Annotated in this window: 12 protein-coding genes; 4 read left to right on the plus strand and 8 right to left on the minus strand. The window is 71.2% G+C overall.

Going from position 1 to position 15,118, the window contains the following annotated elements; translation table 11 throughout:
* A partial coding sequence (locus tag ACFSCV_RS10495; RefSeq protein ID WP_378799543.1) for a helicase-related protein occupies positions 1–2,870 on the minus strand: 2,870 nt, incomplete at its 3' end.
* Between the two features lie 261 nt (positions 2,871–3,131).
* On the minus strand, positions 3,132–3,983 hold the full coding sequence (locus ACFSCV_RS10500; RefSeq protein ID WP_378799544.1) for a DUF3108 domain-containing protein: 852 nt from the start codon (positions 3,981–3,983) through the stop codon (positions 3,132–3,134).
* A gap of 316 nt (positions 3,984–4,299) precedes the next feature.
* Here ACFSCV_RS10500 and rpmB point away from each other — a divergent pair, with 316 nt between their 5' ends.
* A complete protein-coding gene (gene rpmB / locus ACFSCV_RS10505; RefSeq protein ID WP_378799545.1) occupies positions 4,300–4,605 on the plus strand; it encodes a 50S ribosomal protein L28 in 306 nt (101 codons plus the stop codon).
* Between the two features lie 76 nt (positions 4,606–4,681).
* Positions 4,682–5,236: a VUT family protein gene (locus ACFSCV_RS10510; protein WP_378799923.1), complete on the plus strand. Its 555-nt coding sequence runs from the start codon at positions 4,682–4,684 to the stop codon at positions 5,234–5,236.
* A gap of 29 nt (positions 5,237–5,265) precedes the next feature.
* On the opposite strand, the gene ACFSCV_RS10515 is transcribed toward ACFSCV_RS10510, so the two are convergent.
* Positions 5,266–6,237, minus strand: coding sequence for a 2-hydroxyacid dehydrogenase (locus ACFSCV_RS10515; protein ID WP_378799546.1), 972 nt, complete (start codon positions 6,235–6,237; stop codon positions 5,266–5,268).
* 403 nt (positions 6,238–6,640) lie between these two features.
* Here ACFSCV_RS10515 and ACFSCV_RS10520 point away from each other — a divergent pair, with 403 nt between their 5' ends.
* Positions 6,641–7,423, plus strand: coding sequence for a hypothetical protein (locus ACFSCV_RS10520; protein WP_378799547.1), 783 nt, complete (start codon positions 6,641–6,643; stop codon positions 7,421–7,423).
* Between the two features lie 103 nt (positions 7,424–7,526).
* The gene (locus ACFSCV_RS10525) at positions 7,527–9,329 is read left to right on the plus strand and encodes a pyrroloquinoline quinone-dependent dehydrogenase (protein WP_378799548.1); all 1,803 of its coding nucleotides are present in this window, start codon (positions 7,527–7,529) and stop codon (positions 9,327–9,329) included.
* Here the strand turns inward: ACFSCV_RS10525 and ACFSCV_RS10530 are convergent.
* From ACFSCV_RS10530 to ACFSCV_RS10550, 5 genes are all read right to left on the minus strand, one after another.
* Positions 9,326–10,747: an amidase family protein gene (locus ACFSCV_RS10530; RefSeq protein WP_378799549.1), complete on the minus strand. Its 1,422-nt coding sequence runs from the start codon at positions 10,745–10,747 to the stop codon at positions 9,326–9,328. The two genes, ACFSCV_RS10525 and ACFSCV_RS10530, sit on opposite strands and share 4 nt — an antisense overlap.
* A gap of 159 nt (positions 10,748–10,906) precedes the next feature.
* Entirely contained in the window at positions 10,907–11,602 is a 696-nt protein-coding gene (locus ACFSCV_RS10535; protein ID WP_378799550.1) for a cyclase family protein, read from the minus strand.
* Between the two features lie 42 nt (positions 11,603–11,644).
* Positions 11,645–12,391, minus strand: a complete 747-nt coding sequence (locus ACFSCV_RS10540) for an ABC transporter ATP-binding protein (RefSeq protein ID WP_378799551.1) — start codon at positions 12,389–12,391, stop codon at positions 11,645–11,647.
* Complete coding sequence (locus ACFSCV_RS10545) at positions 12,388–14,184, minus strand: branched-chain amino acid ABC transporter ATP-binding protein/permease (protein WP_378799552.1); 1,797 nt, start codon at positions 14,182–14,184, stop codon at positions 12,388–12,390. The genes ACFSCV_RS10540 and ACFSCV_RS10545 overlap by 4 nt, the downstream gene beginning before the upstream one ends.
* Entirely contained in the window at positions 14,181–15,056 is an 876-nt protein-coding gene (locus ACFSCV_RS10550; RefSeq protein ID WP_378799553.1) for a branched-chain amino acid ABC transporter permease, read from the minus strand. Before ACFSCV_RS10550 ends, ACFSCV_RS10545 begins: the two co-directional genes overlap by 4 nt.
* Between the last annotated feature and the right edge of the window lie 62 nt (positions 15,057–15,118).

The raw sequence follows: 15,118 nt of genomic DNA on the forward strand, positions 1-15,118 counted from the left end.
TCGACGGCGACGGCCGCGGCGGTCTCCGCAATGGCCTCCGCCGTCTCGGCGTCGATCCCGGCGGCCTCGACGTCCTCTTCGGCGAGCGCCGCGACGACCGTCTCCGGCTCGGGCTCGTCGGAGGCGACCGGGTCGACAAGAGCCGGCTCGGAGGCCGCGGCGTCGAACACCGGCGTGTCGGCCACGGGCTCGGGAGCGCTTTCCCCGGCCTCGTCCGCTTCGACGGCGTCGGGCGCGGTCTCGGCGAGGCCGGCCTCCGTGGAGAGGTCGGCGTCCGCGACATCGGGCGCCGCGGTTTCGACCGTCTCGGCGACGTCCGGCTCCACGGCGGCCTCGGCCGCAGGGGCCTCGGCCCCGACGGGCGCGGGCGGCGCGATCGGCTCCGCCGGCTTCGGACGGCGCTCCATGCGGTAGCCGAGCGAGCGCAGGATGGTGGCGAAGTCCTCGCCGGAGCAGCCCGCGAGCGAAGTCATCGCGACGGTGACGGTGAAGCCGTTGCCCTCGAAGGCGCCGGCCGGCGGCGTGCCCGTCTGGCCGGGCTTCCAGGCGATGGCCGGGCGGATCAGGTCGGCGAGCCGCTCCAGGATGTCGACGCGGATCGCCCGCTCGCCGCAGACGCGGTAGCCGAGCGCGCGGTAGACGCCCTTGTCGATCTCCTTGTCGACCGGGATCGAGGTCCGGCCGGAGGCGGCGAGATGGGCGACGTCGTCGACCTTGGCGTCGGCGTCCTTGCCGTGGGCGAGCGCCCAGAGCTGGGCGGCGAGCGCGCGCGCCGCCGGCTTCATCAGCGCCGGCAGATAGATATGGTGCGCGCCGAAGCGCACGCCGTGCTTGCGCAGGCTCGAGCGCGAGTCCTGATCGAGCCCCTTGACCTCGTCGGCCACGCGGGCGCGGTCGAGCACGCCGAGCTCCTCGACGAGCTGGAACGCGACGCCGCGCGCGACGCCGGTGACGTCCTCGGCCTGCTCCAGCGCCGACAGCGGCCCGAGCAGCTTCGCCACATGGCCGCGGATCCACTGGTCCATCCGCTTGTCGACCTGCTCGCGGGCGGCGCCGGCGAGCAGGTCGTCGGCGAGCACGCGGATGCGCGGGCTGAGCGCCTTGTCGCCCTTGGCCAGCTTTCCGACCAGTTCGCCCTGCCAGCGCACGGCCCCGTCGGCGGCCAGCACGATGTCGCCGTCGCCGGCGTTGGCGAAGCGGTTCGCCCTGGCCTCGATCTCGCCGGTCAGCGCCTTCGCGGCCGCGGCCCTGAGCGCCTTGCCCTCGACGCTGTCGGCGGATGAATCCGGCGCGAACTGGAAGCCCGCGAGCCGCCCGACGTGATGACCTTCGACGGTCACGCCGCCATCCTTCGTGATTTCAGCCTCGAGCATGTCCTTTTCCCTGAGGCGGCGCATGAGGACGCTGGTGCGGCGATCGACGAAACGCTGGGCGAGCCGCTCGTGCAGCGCGTCCGACAGTTTGTCCTCGACGCCGCGCGTCACTCCTTGCCAGTGAACCGGGTCGTCCAGCCAATCGGCGCGATTGGCGACGAACGTCCAGGTCCTGATATGCGCGATGCGCGCGGATAGCGTGTCGATGTCCCCGTCGGCGCGGTCGGTCAAGGCGACGTGCCGCGCGAACCAGTCGGTCGGGACCTTACCCGGCCGGCTCAGAAAACCATAGAGCTCCGAGAGAAGTTCCGTGTGCTGGGCCGGGGCGATTTTGCGGTAGTCCGGAACCTGGCAGACGTCCCACAGCAGCGACACCGCCTTCGCGCCGCGCGCGGCGTCGCGCACCAGCGGGTCGCGGGCGAGATGAGCGAGCGCGCGGACGTCGTCGGCGTCGGGCGCGCGGGTGAGGCCCGCCTCCGCCGGCGGGCGCGACAGGCTGTCGAGCAGGGCGCCGACGGAGGCGAAGTCGAGCCGCGCGTTCCGCCACTGCAGCACCTTCACCGCGTCGAAGCTGTGCCCCTCCAGCCGCTCCACCAGCTCCGGCTCGAACGGCGGGCAGCGCCCGGTGGTGCCGAACGTGCCGTCGCGCAGGTGGCGGCCGGCGCGGCCGGCGATCTGGGCGATCTCGGAGGGGTTCAGCCGCCGGAACTGATGGCCGTCGAACTTGCGGTCGCCGGCGAAGGCGACGTGGTCGACGTCGAGATTGAGGCCCATGCCGATGGCGTCGGTCGCGATCAGGTAGTCGACGTCGCCGGCCTGGTACATCGCGACCTGCGCGTTGCGCGTCCGCGGGCTGAGCGCGCCGAGCACCACCGCGGCGCCGCCGCGCTGGCGCCGGATCAGCTCGGCGATCGCGTAGACCTCCTCGGCGGAGAAGGCGACGATGGCGCTGCGCGGCGGCAGGCGGGTCAGCTTGCGTTCGCCGGCGAACATGAGCTGGCTGAGCCGCGGCCGTCCGACAACATGCGCGCCGGGCAGCAGCTTCTCCACCAGCGGCTTCATGGTGGCCGCGCCGAGCGCGAGCGTCTCGTAGCGGCCGCGCCGGTTCAGCAGCCGGTCGGTGAAGACGTGGCCGCGGTCGAGATCGGCGCAGAGCTGGATCTCATCGATCGCGACGAAATCCACGTCGAGGTCGCGCGGCATGGCCTCGACGGTCGAGACCCAGTAGCGCGCTCCGAGCGGCTTGATCTTCTCCTCGCCGGTGACGAGCGCGACCTTCTCCGCCCCGACCCTCTCCACAAGCCGCTGGTAGACCTCGCGCGCCAGCAGCCGGAGCGGCAGGCCGATCAGGCCGGAGCCGTGCGCCGCCATCCGCTCGATGGCGAGATGGGTCTTGCCGGTGTTGGTGGGGCCGAGCACCGCGGTGACGCCGCGGCCGCGCATGGGGGCCAGGATGTCGGAAGCGGGCGCCGGCGCGAGATCAGCGACGTCGGTCATTCACCCTTCCTTAGCATCCCGACGCGGCCGGATGCACGCGGCGCGAGTCTTTCGCGAACCCGCGAAACCGGAACGAGTCCGGAACGAAGGCGGGTCGAATCGGCGACCCGGTTGCGATTCCCGATTCGTTCCAAGCACTTGGCGCGACTCGCGAAATCCCGGGACGGGGGAAACGCCCCCACAACCCGGGAGGCAGGCCTGCGGCGGGACAAAGACCGGGCGACCCCGCAACGGGCGACGGCGGCGCGTGGAATCCGCCGGTCAGAGGTCGGCGCCCACCTTCTTGTCCTTGTCGCCGGGCCGGACGACGACGAAGGAGCTGGCCGCGATCACGGCCGTGCCGACCTCGGTCCGGACCGAGATCTTCCAAGGCAGCAGCGCGCGGGTCCCGGCGACCGGGGCCAGCCAGACCTCCATGTCCTTGTTGCTTTCCATGAAGGCCACCTGCTTCCGGCCGGGGCGATGGCCGGAGATCGCCTTGTAGCTCGCCTTGCAGACGATGGCCTGGCCTTCGTACTGGCCGGGCGCCGAGGAGCCGCCCTTGACGGTCTCGGTGCGGTCGTAGCGCAACGTGACGTCGAAGCGCTGTCGGCCGTCGAACACCGGCAGCGTGCGGTTGCAGGACGACGACGCCAGCGTATCGCCCGCCCCCGCGACCGGCATCATCAGGGCGCTCACGGGATCCAGCACGCCGCGCTTGTCGCTGTCGGAGACCGGGACGATCCCCTCGGTCCGCGCCGGCGGCTCGACCAGCATCGAGCGGATGGCGCCGGCGGCGAGCGCGAAGCGGATCACCTGGCCCTTCTCGCCCGAGCGGGTGTTGATGGCGTAGGCGGCCGGCGTCACCGTCGCGTCGCGCAGCGCGCCCCGTGCGGTCGCCGCTCCGCGCCCGCCGGTGAGGAAGCGCGCGAGCCCCGTCATGCGGGCGCTGACGTTGAGGTCGTAGCTCTGGTCCTGAATGCCGGCCTGCATCGAGGCGGTGCCGATGCTGAAGCCGGCGAGCGTGAGGTCGTAGCGGGCGCGCACCCGCGTCTCGGCGGCGGAAGCGGCCTGCGCGGAGGCGGCGACGGCGAGCGCGATCGCGCTGAGGCGGACAAGGAATCGGACGGCCACGAGCAACCCTTGCGACGACGTCGGAACGGACGACGCGCGGCGCGTCGAAGAATCACGGCGACGGCCACGCGCCAAACGGCTCTAAGATGCTAGATCATATTCGGCCTTTTGTGAGGCCTAGCGCCCAAGACCTCGCCTCGCCGACGTTCCACGCGCCCGTTCCGCTGTGCCGCGGCGCAATTCTTGACGGGCTGCCGCCCCGCCGTTATAGGACCGCCTTCTCTTTCAGGCACGCGGAGCGCGCGCCCGGGCGGCGCGCCGCCCGAAGCGCCGCTCGAACGCGCGGGTCGAAACGTCACCTTCAGGAGCTGAGCCCATGTCGCGGCGCTGCGAACTGACCGGCAAGGCCGTCCTTACGGGCCACAAGGTCAGCCACTCGAACCACAAGACCAAGCGGACGTTCCGTCCGAACCTGCTGCGCGTGTCGCTGCTGTCCGAGACGCTCGGCCAGTCGGTGCGGCTCCGGGTCTCGGCCCACGCGCTGCGCTCGGTGGAGCACCGCGGCGGCCTCGACGCGTTCCTCGCGAAGGCTTCCGAGCTCGAGCTGAGCCAGGGCGCGCGCGACCTCAAGCGCAAGATCGCCAAGGCCGGCCAGCAGGCCGAGCAGGCGCAGGCCTCCTGATCCCTCTCGTCCGAAACGACACGCCGTGACGCGCGAGCCGCTCACGGCGGGCGGACTGGCGTTTCCCGTCGCCGCGATGGCCCTGGTCGTCGCGGCGTCGAACGTTCTGGTGCAGCATCCGGTCGACGCCCTCGGCCTCGGCGACAAGCTGACCTGGGGCGCCTTCACCTATCCGCTCGCCTTCCTCGTGACCGACCTGACCAACCGTCGCTTCGGCCCCTCCGCCGCGCGGCGCGTGGTCTATTGCGGTTTCGCGCTCGCGGTCGCGCTGTCGATCTGGCTCGCCACGCCGCGGATCGCGCTCGCCTCGGGCTCGGCGTTCCTCGTCGGGCAGTTGCTCGACGTGGCGGTGTTCTCGAAGCTGCGCCGCCTGGCCTGGTGGCGCGCCCCGCTCGCGGCGGGCCTCATCGGCTCCGCGGTCGACACCGGACTGTTCTTCTCGCTCGCCTTCGCGGGCGACCCCGCGATGTCGGAGCCGGTCGCGCTGTTCGGCCTCGCGCAGACGCCGCTGTGGGCGAGCCTCGCGACCTACGACTTCGTGGTGAAGGTCGCCGGCGCGTTCTTGCTGCTCGCCCCTTACGGCGCGCTGATTAACGTGATCCGCCCTTACGAGCAGACCGCCGCCGGCTGACCGACGGCGGCTCGCTCCGCGCTCCGTCCTTACAGACTCCAGCCTGTGAACGGCGTCTCCGCGACCGGCGTCAGCGGCGGCTCGCCGGCGGCGTAGGCCTCGAGATTGGCGACGACGAGATCGGCCATCGCGCGGCGCGTCGCGACCGAGGCCGAGCCCACATGCGGCAGCAGCACCGCGTTGGGCAGCGCGATCAGCTCCTGCGGCACGTGCGGCTCCTGCGCGAACACGTCGAGGCCGGCGGCGAGAATCACGCCGTCGCGCAGCGCCGCGATCAGGGCGGGCTCGTCCACCACGGAGCCGCGGGCGACGTTGATCAGAACCCCGTCCGGACCAAGCGCCTGGAAGACCTCGGCGTTGATGACGCCTCTGGTCTCGGCGCCGCCTGGAAGAATCGCGATCAGCGTGTCGACGTCGCGCGCCATCGCCACGAGATCGGGATAGTGGCGATAGGCGAGGTCCGGCTGCGGCCTTCGGCTGTGGTAGACGACCGGCAGATCGAAGGCGTCGAGCCGGCGCGCGATGGCGCGGCCGATGCGGCCCATGCCGATCACGCCGACGGTGCGGCCGCGCAGGCTCGAGGTCAGCCGGTAAGGCCCCTCCCCGCTCCAGCGACCCTCGCGCAGCCAGCGCTCCGCGCAGGCGAACTCACGCACGGTCGCGATCAGCAGGCCGAGCGCGGTGTCCGCGACCTCCTCGTTCAGGACGTCGGGCGTGTTGGTCACCACGATCCCGCGCCGGGCGGCGAAGGCCGCGTCGACGCTGTCGTAGCCGACGCCGAAATGCGACACGATCCTGACCCGCGGCAGCCGCTCCAGCAGGTCGGCGTCGACGGGGCGCTTTCCGAACGAGGCGATCGCCTCCGCGTCGCCCGCTCCGTCCGCCAGCAGGGCGTCGAGCGACGGCGCCTCCCACAGGCGGCGCAGGTCGAAGACGCGTTCGAGCGTCTCCAGCGCCTCGTCGGGCGGACGCCCTGTGGCGATCAGCATGGGACGGGACATTGGCGGCCTCCTCGCGGCGCGGACGTCATGGCGCCTTTCCTGCTCTGCGCCAATAAGCGCGTCGCGCGCCGCGATCCAGCCCCCTATCCTCGGATAGAGAATGTCGGCGCATTCGTAGAAGCACGTAATGCTCCGTCATAAAACTGGAATAATCTTTCGCTTAAGGCCACGGTCGGCGTGACGTCACGAACAATCCGGAAGTGATCGCGCTCAAGTTGAAGTCCCATTCCGGGACGGAGCATCACATCCGTGGACGTTCGCACAGCCTTTCTGGACTTGCATCGGGGACGGGTTCTGGGCAGAGATTGGGCATGAACCTGTGATACTTCGCTGAGCGGCCGCCGTCGCCCTTCGGGCAGGCGAAAGGCGGGGCGGGGACGTTCGCAGACGCATCGGGGTGTGGATGGCAAATCAAGTCGAAACGATCAACGAGTCCGTCAAAATCGCGCACGCCGCCGGCGCGAAGGCCAATGTCGTCGTGTTCGGCGGACTGGTGAAGAAGTCCGGCTACAGCGTTCCGGACTTCGAACTCGTCGATGAGATCGCTTCGCTGCCCTACAACGCGATCTTCCTGAAGGACAGCACGCGGCGCTGGTACAATCTCGGCGTCAAGGGCGTGTCCGACAACTTCGAGGGCACGACCGCCTATATCGAGGAGCTGATCGAGGACAAGTTCGGCGACGACGACCTGCCGCTGGTCACCATCGGCGCCTCGATGGGCGGCTACGCCGCGGTCGGCATCGGCGAGCAGCTCGGCGCCCGGTTCGCGCTCTCGATCGCGCCGCAGACGGTGATCTCGCTCGAGGCCCGCGGCCGGTTGGGCGACAGCCGCTGGAAGGCCGACTTCGAGTTCTTCAAGCCGCGCTGCGCCGATCTCCGCTACATCCTCAAGGGCCGCATCGAGAAGCTGAAGATCGTGGTCGGGACGGAGAACGTGGCGGACATCATCCAGGCCTCGAATCTCGCCGGCGCGCGCGGCGTCTCGATCGACTTCGTGAAGGGCGCCGACCACGACGTGCTACGCGCCTGGAGCGATAAGGGCGACCTCGCCCGCGTCATCGCCGACTACATCGAGGACGGGCTGAAGGGCGACCACGAGCTGGAAGCCCCGGAGACCGACGGCGCCGGCCTCGTGGACGCGCAGCCGACCACCGAAGCCGAAGCCCTGGAGCCCGCGCGCAGCTGATCCGCGCGACGCCTGCGACCTGTTCCCTATAGCGGCGCGGCCCCCGCCTGCGCCAAGCTTCGCCCGCATCCCGCAGACGGGGTCCGGACGGGAGCGTCGCACGATGGGGTTCATTCGCATGCTGGGCGCGGCGGCGCTCGCGGTCCTGATCGCGGCGCCCGGGGTCGCCCAACCGCTCGACGACGCCCGGATGCGCGCGGCGGACAGCGACCCCGCCAACTGGCTGCTCCACGGGCGCGACTACGGCGCGCGGCGATTCTCCCCGCTCGACGAGGTGAACGCCGGCACGGTGAAGCGGCTGGTCCCGAAATGGATCTACCAAACCGGCTACGCCGCCACCTTCCAGACGACGCCGCTCGTCGCGGACGGCGTGATGTACCTGTCCGCCCCCTTCTCCCACGTCATCGCCATCGACGCCGCGACCGGGCGCGAGCGCTGGCGCTACGAGCACAAGGCCCGCACGAAAAAGCTCTGTTGCGGCCCCGGCAACCGCGGCGTCGCGCTCGGCTACGGCAAGGTGTTCGTCGCGACCGTCGACGCGCGTCTCGTCGCGCTCGACCAGGCGTCCGGCAAGCCGCTCTGGGACGTCGCGCTGGTGGAGGACGCCGGCGCGCCGGCCCCGACCGAGGACGCGCTGGCGCTCAACGCCGCCGACGCCGCCAAGACCGTGTCCGGCTCGACCGGCGTCGGCGCCTCCGCGGCGCCGCTGGTCTATGACGGCAAGGTGGTCGTCGGCATCACCGGCGTTGGCTACGGCCTCCATCTCGACAGCGACCGCCCCGGCGCGCCCCTCGGCGCCGTGGTCGGCGTCGCCGGCCGCTACGGCCGGCCCGGCTTCCTCGCCGCCTTCGACGCCGCGACCGGCGCGCGCGTCTGGTCGTTCGACAGCACGGTGAAGGACTGGGAAGGCGCGTTCGTCGAGACCACCGCCTACGGCGCGAAGCTTCCACGCGACATCGCGGCGGAGAAGGCTTCGGCGCCCGAGCATCGCGACGCGTGGCGCTACGGCGGCGGCTCGATCTGGCACGCCCCGGCCTACGACCCGGAGCGCGGCCTGCTGTTCCTCGGCGTCGGCAACCCCTCCCCTCAGGCCGCGAGCGAAAGCCGGCCCGGCGACAACCTCCACACCTCGTCGCTGGTGGCGCTCGACGCGAAGACCGGGCGGCTGGTCTGGGCCTACCAGCAGGTGCCCCACGACCTCTGGGGCTACGACGTGGCGAGCCCACCGTCGCTGTTCGACGTCGAGCTCGACGGGCGCCGGGTCGCGGCGGTCGGCCAGGCGAGCAAGCTCGGCTGGTACTTCGTCCACGACCGCGAAACGGGCCGGCTGCTGTTCAAGTCCGAGCCTTACATCCCCCAGTCCAACATGTTCCAGGCCCCGACGCCGGAGGGCGTGGTGATCGCGCCGGGCGTCGGCGGCGGGGTCAACTGGTCGCCGGCCTCCGTCGATCCGGCGCGCGGCGTGGGCTATGTCGCGGCGATGCACTGGCCGGCCCGCTACAGCGTCCGGACGCTGCCGGCGCAGGGCGACAAGCCGGAACTGCGATACTTCGCGATCGAGCCTGAGAAGGAGGGCATGTACGGGCTGGTGAGCGCGATCGACCTCGCGCGCGGCGGCAAGCTCCTGTGGACCCGCAAGGTCGCCGAACCGCTGATCGGCGGCGTGCTCGCCACCGCCGGCGGCCTCGTCTTCACCGGCGAGGGCGGCGGCGATCTGATGGCGCTCGACGCCCGGACGGGCGACCCGCTCTGGCGTTTCAATTGCGGCGCCGGCGTCAACGCCCCGCCCATGACCTACGCCGTCGACGGCCGGCAATATGTGGCGGTCGCGGCCGGCGGCAGCCAGATCTGGGGCTTCCGTCAGGGCGGCGCCGTGATCGGCTTCGGTCTAGCCGACGCGCCCTAGCGAAGCTCCGCGGCGAGGCGGCTCCTGAACAGGTCGCCCTCTTCCACCCGACCACGCTCGACCTCGGCCGCGATCGCCACGACGTCCGCCTCTCCGAGCGCGCGCCCCACGATCTGCAGGCCGACCGGCATGCCGTCCGACGCCAGCCCAGCGCGGACCGAAGCCGCCGGCTGGCCCGTCAGGTTGAAGGGATAGGTGTAGAACACCCAGCTCACCAGCGTGCGGTCGGTCAGTCCCTCGGGCACGTCGACGCCCGCCGGCACGCTCGCCTTGGGCAGCGTCGGCGACAGCAGCGCGTCGTAGCGCTCGAAGAAGCGGCGCATCTGGTCCCGCAACGCATAGCGACGAAAGACCTTGTCGTAGTAGTCGCGCATCTCCTGCGCGAGCGCGGCCTCGAGCACGACGGCGACGGCCGGATCGAGCAGCTCGCGCTTGGTCTCGACCACGGTCCGGAGCCGCGTGCCGACGCCGGCGTAGAACTCGGCCATCCACAGGTCTTCCGGGTCGGCGTCGAACACCCGCTCGACCTCCTCGACGATGGCGCCGGCGTCAGCGAGCCGCTTCGCCGCCGCCTCCGCGATGGCCACGACCTCTGCGTCCGGCCGGGCGTATCCGAGCGTGGGGCTCCACGCGATCCTCAGCCCCTCCACGCCCCGGCCAACCGCGCCCAGCACGTCCGGGACAGGCCCCGCGACCGCGAACGGATCGCGCGGATCGTAGCCGGCGACCGCCGAGAACAGCAGCGCCGCGTCCCCGATCGAGCGCGCCATCGGCCCGACATGGGCGAGCGTCGGCGTCGCCGAGGTCGGCCACACGGCGACGCGCCCGAACTGGCCCTTGAGCCCGGAAAGCCCCGTCAGGGCGCAGGGGATTCGGATCGACCCGCCGCCGTCGGTGCCGAGCGCGAACGGCGTGATCCCGGCCGCGACCGACGCCGCGGCGCCGGCGCTCGAGCCGCCGGGGGTCTTGCTCAGATCCCAGGGATGCCGCGTGATTCCGGTGAGCGGGCTGTCGCCGACCGGCTTGCAGCCGAACTCGGACGTCGTGGTCTTGCCAATCAGGATCGCGCCGGCGGCCCTGGCGCGCTCGACCGCGGGAGCGTCGACCTCCGCCACGTTGTCGGCGGTCGCGCGGGATCCTGAGGCGTAACGCTGCCCCTTCACCGCCATCAGGTCCTTGGCGGAGAACGGCAGTCCGTGCAGCAGGCCGAGCTCGTCGCCGCGCATCACCGCGGCTTCCGCCTCACGGGCGGCCGCCAGCGCCTCGTCCTCCATCAGCAGGAAGAAGGCGTTGAGCGTCCCTTGCGTCGCCGCCGCTCGGTTAAGCGACCGCCGGGTCAGCTCCACGGGCGAGACGGCTCTGGTTGCCACCAGCCGCGCGAGCTCGGTCGCGCTCATGAAGTCGAAGTCGGCGGACATGGGCGGCTCTCCGGGTGAACCAGCGGGGGTCGTCGGCGGGACGGGACCGCCTCGCACGAGCCCCCTAACGCCGGGCGTCCACGGCTTGACGGCGGCGCCCCCGCCGAAACAAGCCGCGGACGCCCGGCAGGCGGCCGGCGAAGCCGGCGCGCAGGGGCGTCAGTTCACGATGGCGAAGGCGCGGACCGGCGAGCCCGAGCCGCCCTTGAACTTGATCGGCGCGCCGAAGAATTGGAACTCCCCGGCGCCGACCAGCTCTTCGAGGTTGACGAGCCACTCCCAGTGGCTGACGCCGAGATCGCGGCAAAGCCGGTGCTGGGCGAAGATGTTGTCCGTCGGCTTGTCGGTCGACGGCCCCTCGACGCCATGCATCTTGGAGCCGCGGTCGTAGAGCCACTGGGTGGCCTCCACCGTTAGAAGCGGGTTCTTCCAGACCGAGTCCAGGCTCGGATAGTTGCGGGCGTGGAAGCCGGTGCAGAGCAGCACGATGTGGCCGTCGACCTTGACGCCGCACTTTTCCTCGGCCGCCTCCATGTCGGCGACGGTGATGTCGCCGAGGTCGGGAATGTGGCGGAGGTCGAAGCAGAGCGCCTTGCCCATGAACATCTCAAGCGGCATCTCGTCGATCGGCGCGCCGTTCGGGTTCACGTGCTTGTAGGCGTCCACGTGGGTTCCGACGTGGTCGAGCATGGCGATGAAGTTGGTCTGGAACGTCATCGCGTCGCCGGGCACGCCGAGGTCGAAGGCCTTGGAGCTTTCGTGGCTGAGATGGGTGGTGATGACCGGCCGCTGGAACAGCTTGTGGGCCGGCATGTTGTCTTCGACGGTCAGGCTGAGATCGACGACGCGGGACATGGGTACGCTCCTTGGGGTGGTGTTCGATCGCGGCGGCGCGGGCTAATGCGCCTTGCCGAGGAAGGCGGCCATCACCTCCGGGTCGCGCGCGAGCTCCTGGGAGGGACCCTCCTTCGCGACGATTCCGTTGGAGATGACGTAGGCGTGGTCGGCGATGGCGAGCGCGCGGGCGGCGAGCTGCTCGACCAGCAGGATGGTGAGCCCCTGGCGGTTGAGATCGCGCAGCACGCCGATGAGCTGGTCGACGATCTTCGGCGCGAGGCCGAGCGACAGCTCGTCGATCACGAACAGTTCCGGCTCCGCCATCAGGCCGCGGGCGATCGCGAGCATCTGCTGCTCGCCGCCGGACATGCTGCCCGCGAGCTGGCCCAGACGCTCCCGAAGCCTCGGAAACATCTCCAGCACCCGCTCGCGGGTCTGGCGCGCGCGCTCGCCCTTGAGGCCGCCGTGGACATAGGCGCCGAGGGTCAGGTTGTCGTCGACCGTCTGGTCGGGGAACAGCAGCCGGCCCTCCGGCGCCATCACGAGGCCGCGGCGGACCTTGGCGTCGGCGGTCAGGCGCGTCGTGTCCTCGCCCCGGAACAGCACCTCGCCGCGGCTCGGCCGCACGAGGCCGGTCGCGCCGCGCACCAGCGACGACTTGCCGGCGCCGTTCGCGCCGATGACCGCCACGAGCTGCCCGCGCTTCACGGTCATGGACACGTCGCGCACGGCGACCGCCGCGCCATAGCGGATCTCGAGATTCCTGATCTCGAGCAGGGTCTCGTTCGGCGTCGCGGGGGCGCTCACGACGCCGCCTCCGCGAATTCGCCATGGGCGACGGGCGTGCCGAAATAGGCCTCGATCACCCGCGGGTCGTTCTGGACGACGCCGGGGCGGTCGCTCGCGATCACCTGGCCGTAGTCGAGCACCGTCACCGTGTCGGCGACCGCCATGATCAGGTCGACATGGTGCTCGATCAGCAGCACCGAGACGCCCGAGGCTGCGATCTTGCGGATCATCGTCGCGAGGTCGTCTATCTCCTGGGTGGTCAGGCCGGCGGCCGGCTCGTCCAGCAGCAGCAGGCGCGGCCGGGCGGCGAGCGCGCGGGCGATCTCGAGCCGGCGCTGCAAGCCGAACGGCAGGTAGCGGGCGGCCTCGTTGGCGTGCTCCGTCAGGCCGACGAAGGCGAGCAGGCCGACCGCCGCCGCGCGCAGGGCCCGCTCCTCGCGGCGCTGCCGCGGGGTGCGCAGCAGGGCGTCGGCCAGTCCGTAGCTGAGCCTGGTCTGCCCGCCGACCATGACGTTCTCGATCACCGTGAGGTCGCCGAACAGTTCGGTGTTCTGGAAGGTGCGGGCGAGGCCGAGCTTCGCGATCTCGTGCTGGCGCTTGCCCGTCAGGTCCTCGCCGTCGATCCCGAACGAGCCCGACGTCGGCCGGTAGACGCCGGAGATCGCGTTGACGAAGGTGGACTTGCCGGCGCCGTTCGGCCCGATCAGCGCGTGGACCTCGCCGCCCTTCACCCGGACATTGGCGGCCGAGAGCGCGGTAAGGCCGCCGAACCGGACCGTCAGGTCGTCCGTGACGAGCTCGGCGGTGGCTCCGCGGGCGGCGGGCGCGAGCTCGGCCTGCGCCGAAGCGATCTCCGCCTCGGAAAGCCCGCGCGCCGGGGGCCTCAGCCGCTTCAGCACGAAGCCGGCCGTTCCGAGCACGCCGCGCGGCAGCACGAACATCACGATCAGCAGCAGCGCGCCGTAGGCGAACTTTTGCCAGAGCTGGAACTCCTGCAGGTACTCCGGCAGGTAGGTCAGCGTGAACGCGCCGAGCACCGGGCCGAAGGTCGTCGCCGCGCCGCCGAGGATCACCATCAGCAGGAAGCGGACGCTGTCGGAGAAGGTGAAGATGTCCGGCGAGATGTACTGGTTCAGGAAGCTGTAGAACACGCCGGCGACGCCCGCCGTCACCGCCGCCGCCACGAAGGCGAGGATGCGCATCGCGGTGGCGTTGATCCCGAGCGAGCGCGCCGCGATCTCGCTCTGGGAGACGGCGAGCATGGCGCGGCCGTAGGCCGAGTTCTTGAGATTGTGGGCGGCGAGCGTGGCGAGCAGCAGCGTCACCGCCAGCACGCCGTAGAAGCCGTAGCCGGAGAGCTCGTAGCCGAGCACGTTCGGCATGGGCACGCCGCTGAGGCCGGTCGTGCCGCCGGTGAGCGACGACCACTCGATCGCGACGTTCTCGACGATGATGCCGAAGGCGATGGTGACGACCGCGAGATAGACGCCGCGCACCCGGACCGTCGGATAGGCGAGCGCGACGCCGGCGACGCCGGCGACCACCGCGGCGCCGATTGAGGCCGTGATCAGGTCCGCGCCGAGACGGACCGCGAGGATCGCCCCCGTATAGGAGCCGAGCGCGAACAGGCCGGCCTGGCCGAGCGAGACGAGACCGGTGAGGCCGACCAGCACGTTGAGGCCGACCGCGATCAGGCCGTAGATCAGGAACAGCATGAACAGGCGGAGCTCGTACTCGTTCTCCGCGGTGAGCGGCACGGCGACGAGCAGTCCCGCGAGGGCGATGAAGCCGAGGAGGTGCAGCCGGCTCATACCTTCACCGTCTCGCGCTTGCCGAACAGGCCCTGCGGGAAGGCGAGCAGCACCGCGATCATCACGCTGAAGGCGACGATCTCGCGGGCGGCGGTCGAGATGTAGCCCTCGACGAACTTCTCCAGCACGCCGAAGGCGAGGCCGGCGACGAGCACGCCGGGCGCGCTCGTGATGCCGCCGATGATCGCGACCGCGAAGCCCTTGAGGCCGATCAGCACGCCCATGGTGGCGGAGGCCTGGATGACGGGAGCGACAAGCACCCCCGCCCCGGCGCCGAGCACCGCGGCGAGCCCGAAGGACAGCGCGACGATGCGGTTGACGTTGATCCCCATCAGGGCGGCCGCGCGCTTGTCATGGGCGACGGCCCGCATCGCGCGGCCGACCAGCGTGCGTTTCTGGGCGAGGCCGAGGCCGAGGGTGAGCAGCACCGCGACCGCCGGGATCAGCAGCTCCTGCGGATAGACGCCGGCGCCGAAGACGCTGATCGGCCGTTCCACGCCCGGCGAGGGCAGCGCCCGCGAGAAGCCGCCGAACTGCATGGTGGCGAGGCTCTCCGCCATGATGCCGATCGCGATCGTCGCGAGCATCCAGCCGATCGAGTTGGCCTCCGCCGTGAACGGCCGCACCGCGATCCGCTCGAGCGCGACGCCGAAGACAGCGCCGGCGAGGATCGACAGCGAACAGGCCAGCCAGACCGGCATCCCGGCGTCGACGCCGAGCACGGCGAGGACCGCGCCGATCATCAGCGTGTCGCCATGGGCGAAGTTCACCGCCTTCGCCGTCGACCACATGATGTGGAAGCCAAGCGCGACGAGCGCGTAGACGCCGCCGATGGCGAGGCCGGACAGCGTGTATTGCAGGACTGTGGTCATGGGCTGGGATGCTCTGCGGCGGAAGTCGCGGACGGCTCCGGGGTGGGAGCCGCCCGCGCCGT

The organism is Methylopila henanensis, assembly GCF_042681025.1.
In the GTDB taxonomy this organism is placed as follows: Bacteria; Pseudomonadota; Alphaproteobacteria; order Rhizobiales; family Methylopilaceae; genus Methylopila; species Methylopila henanensis.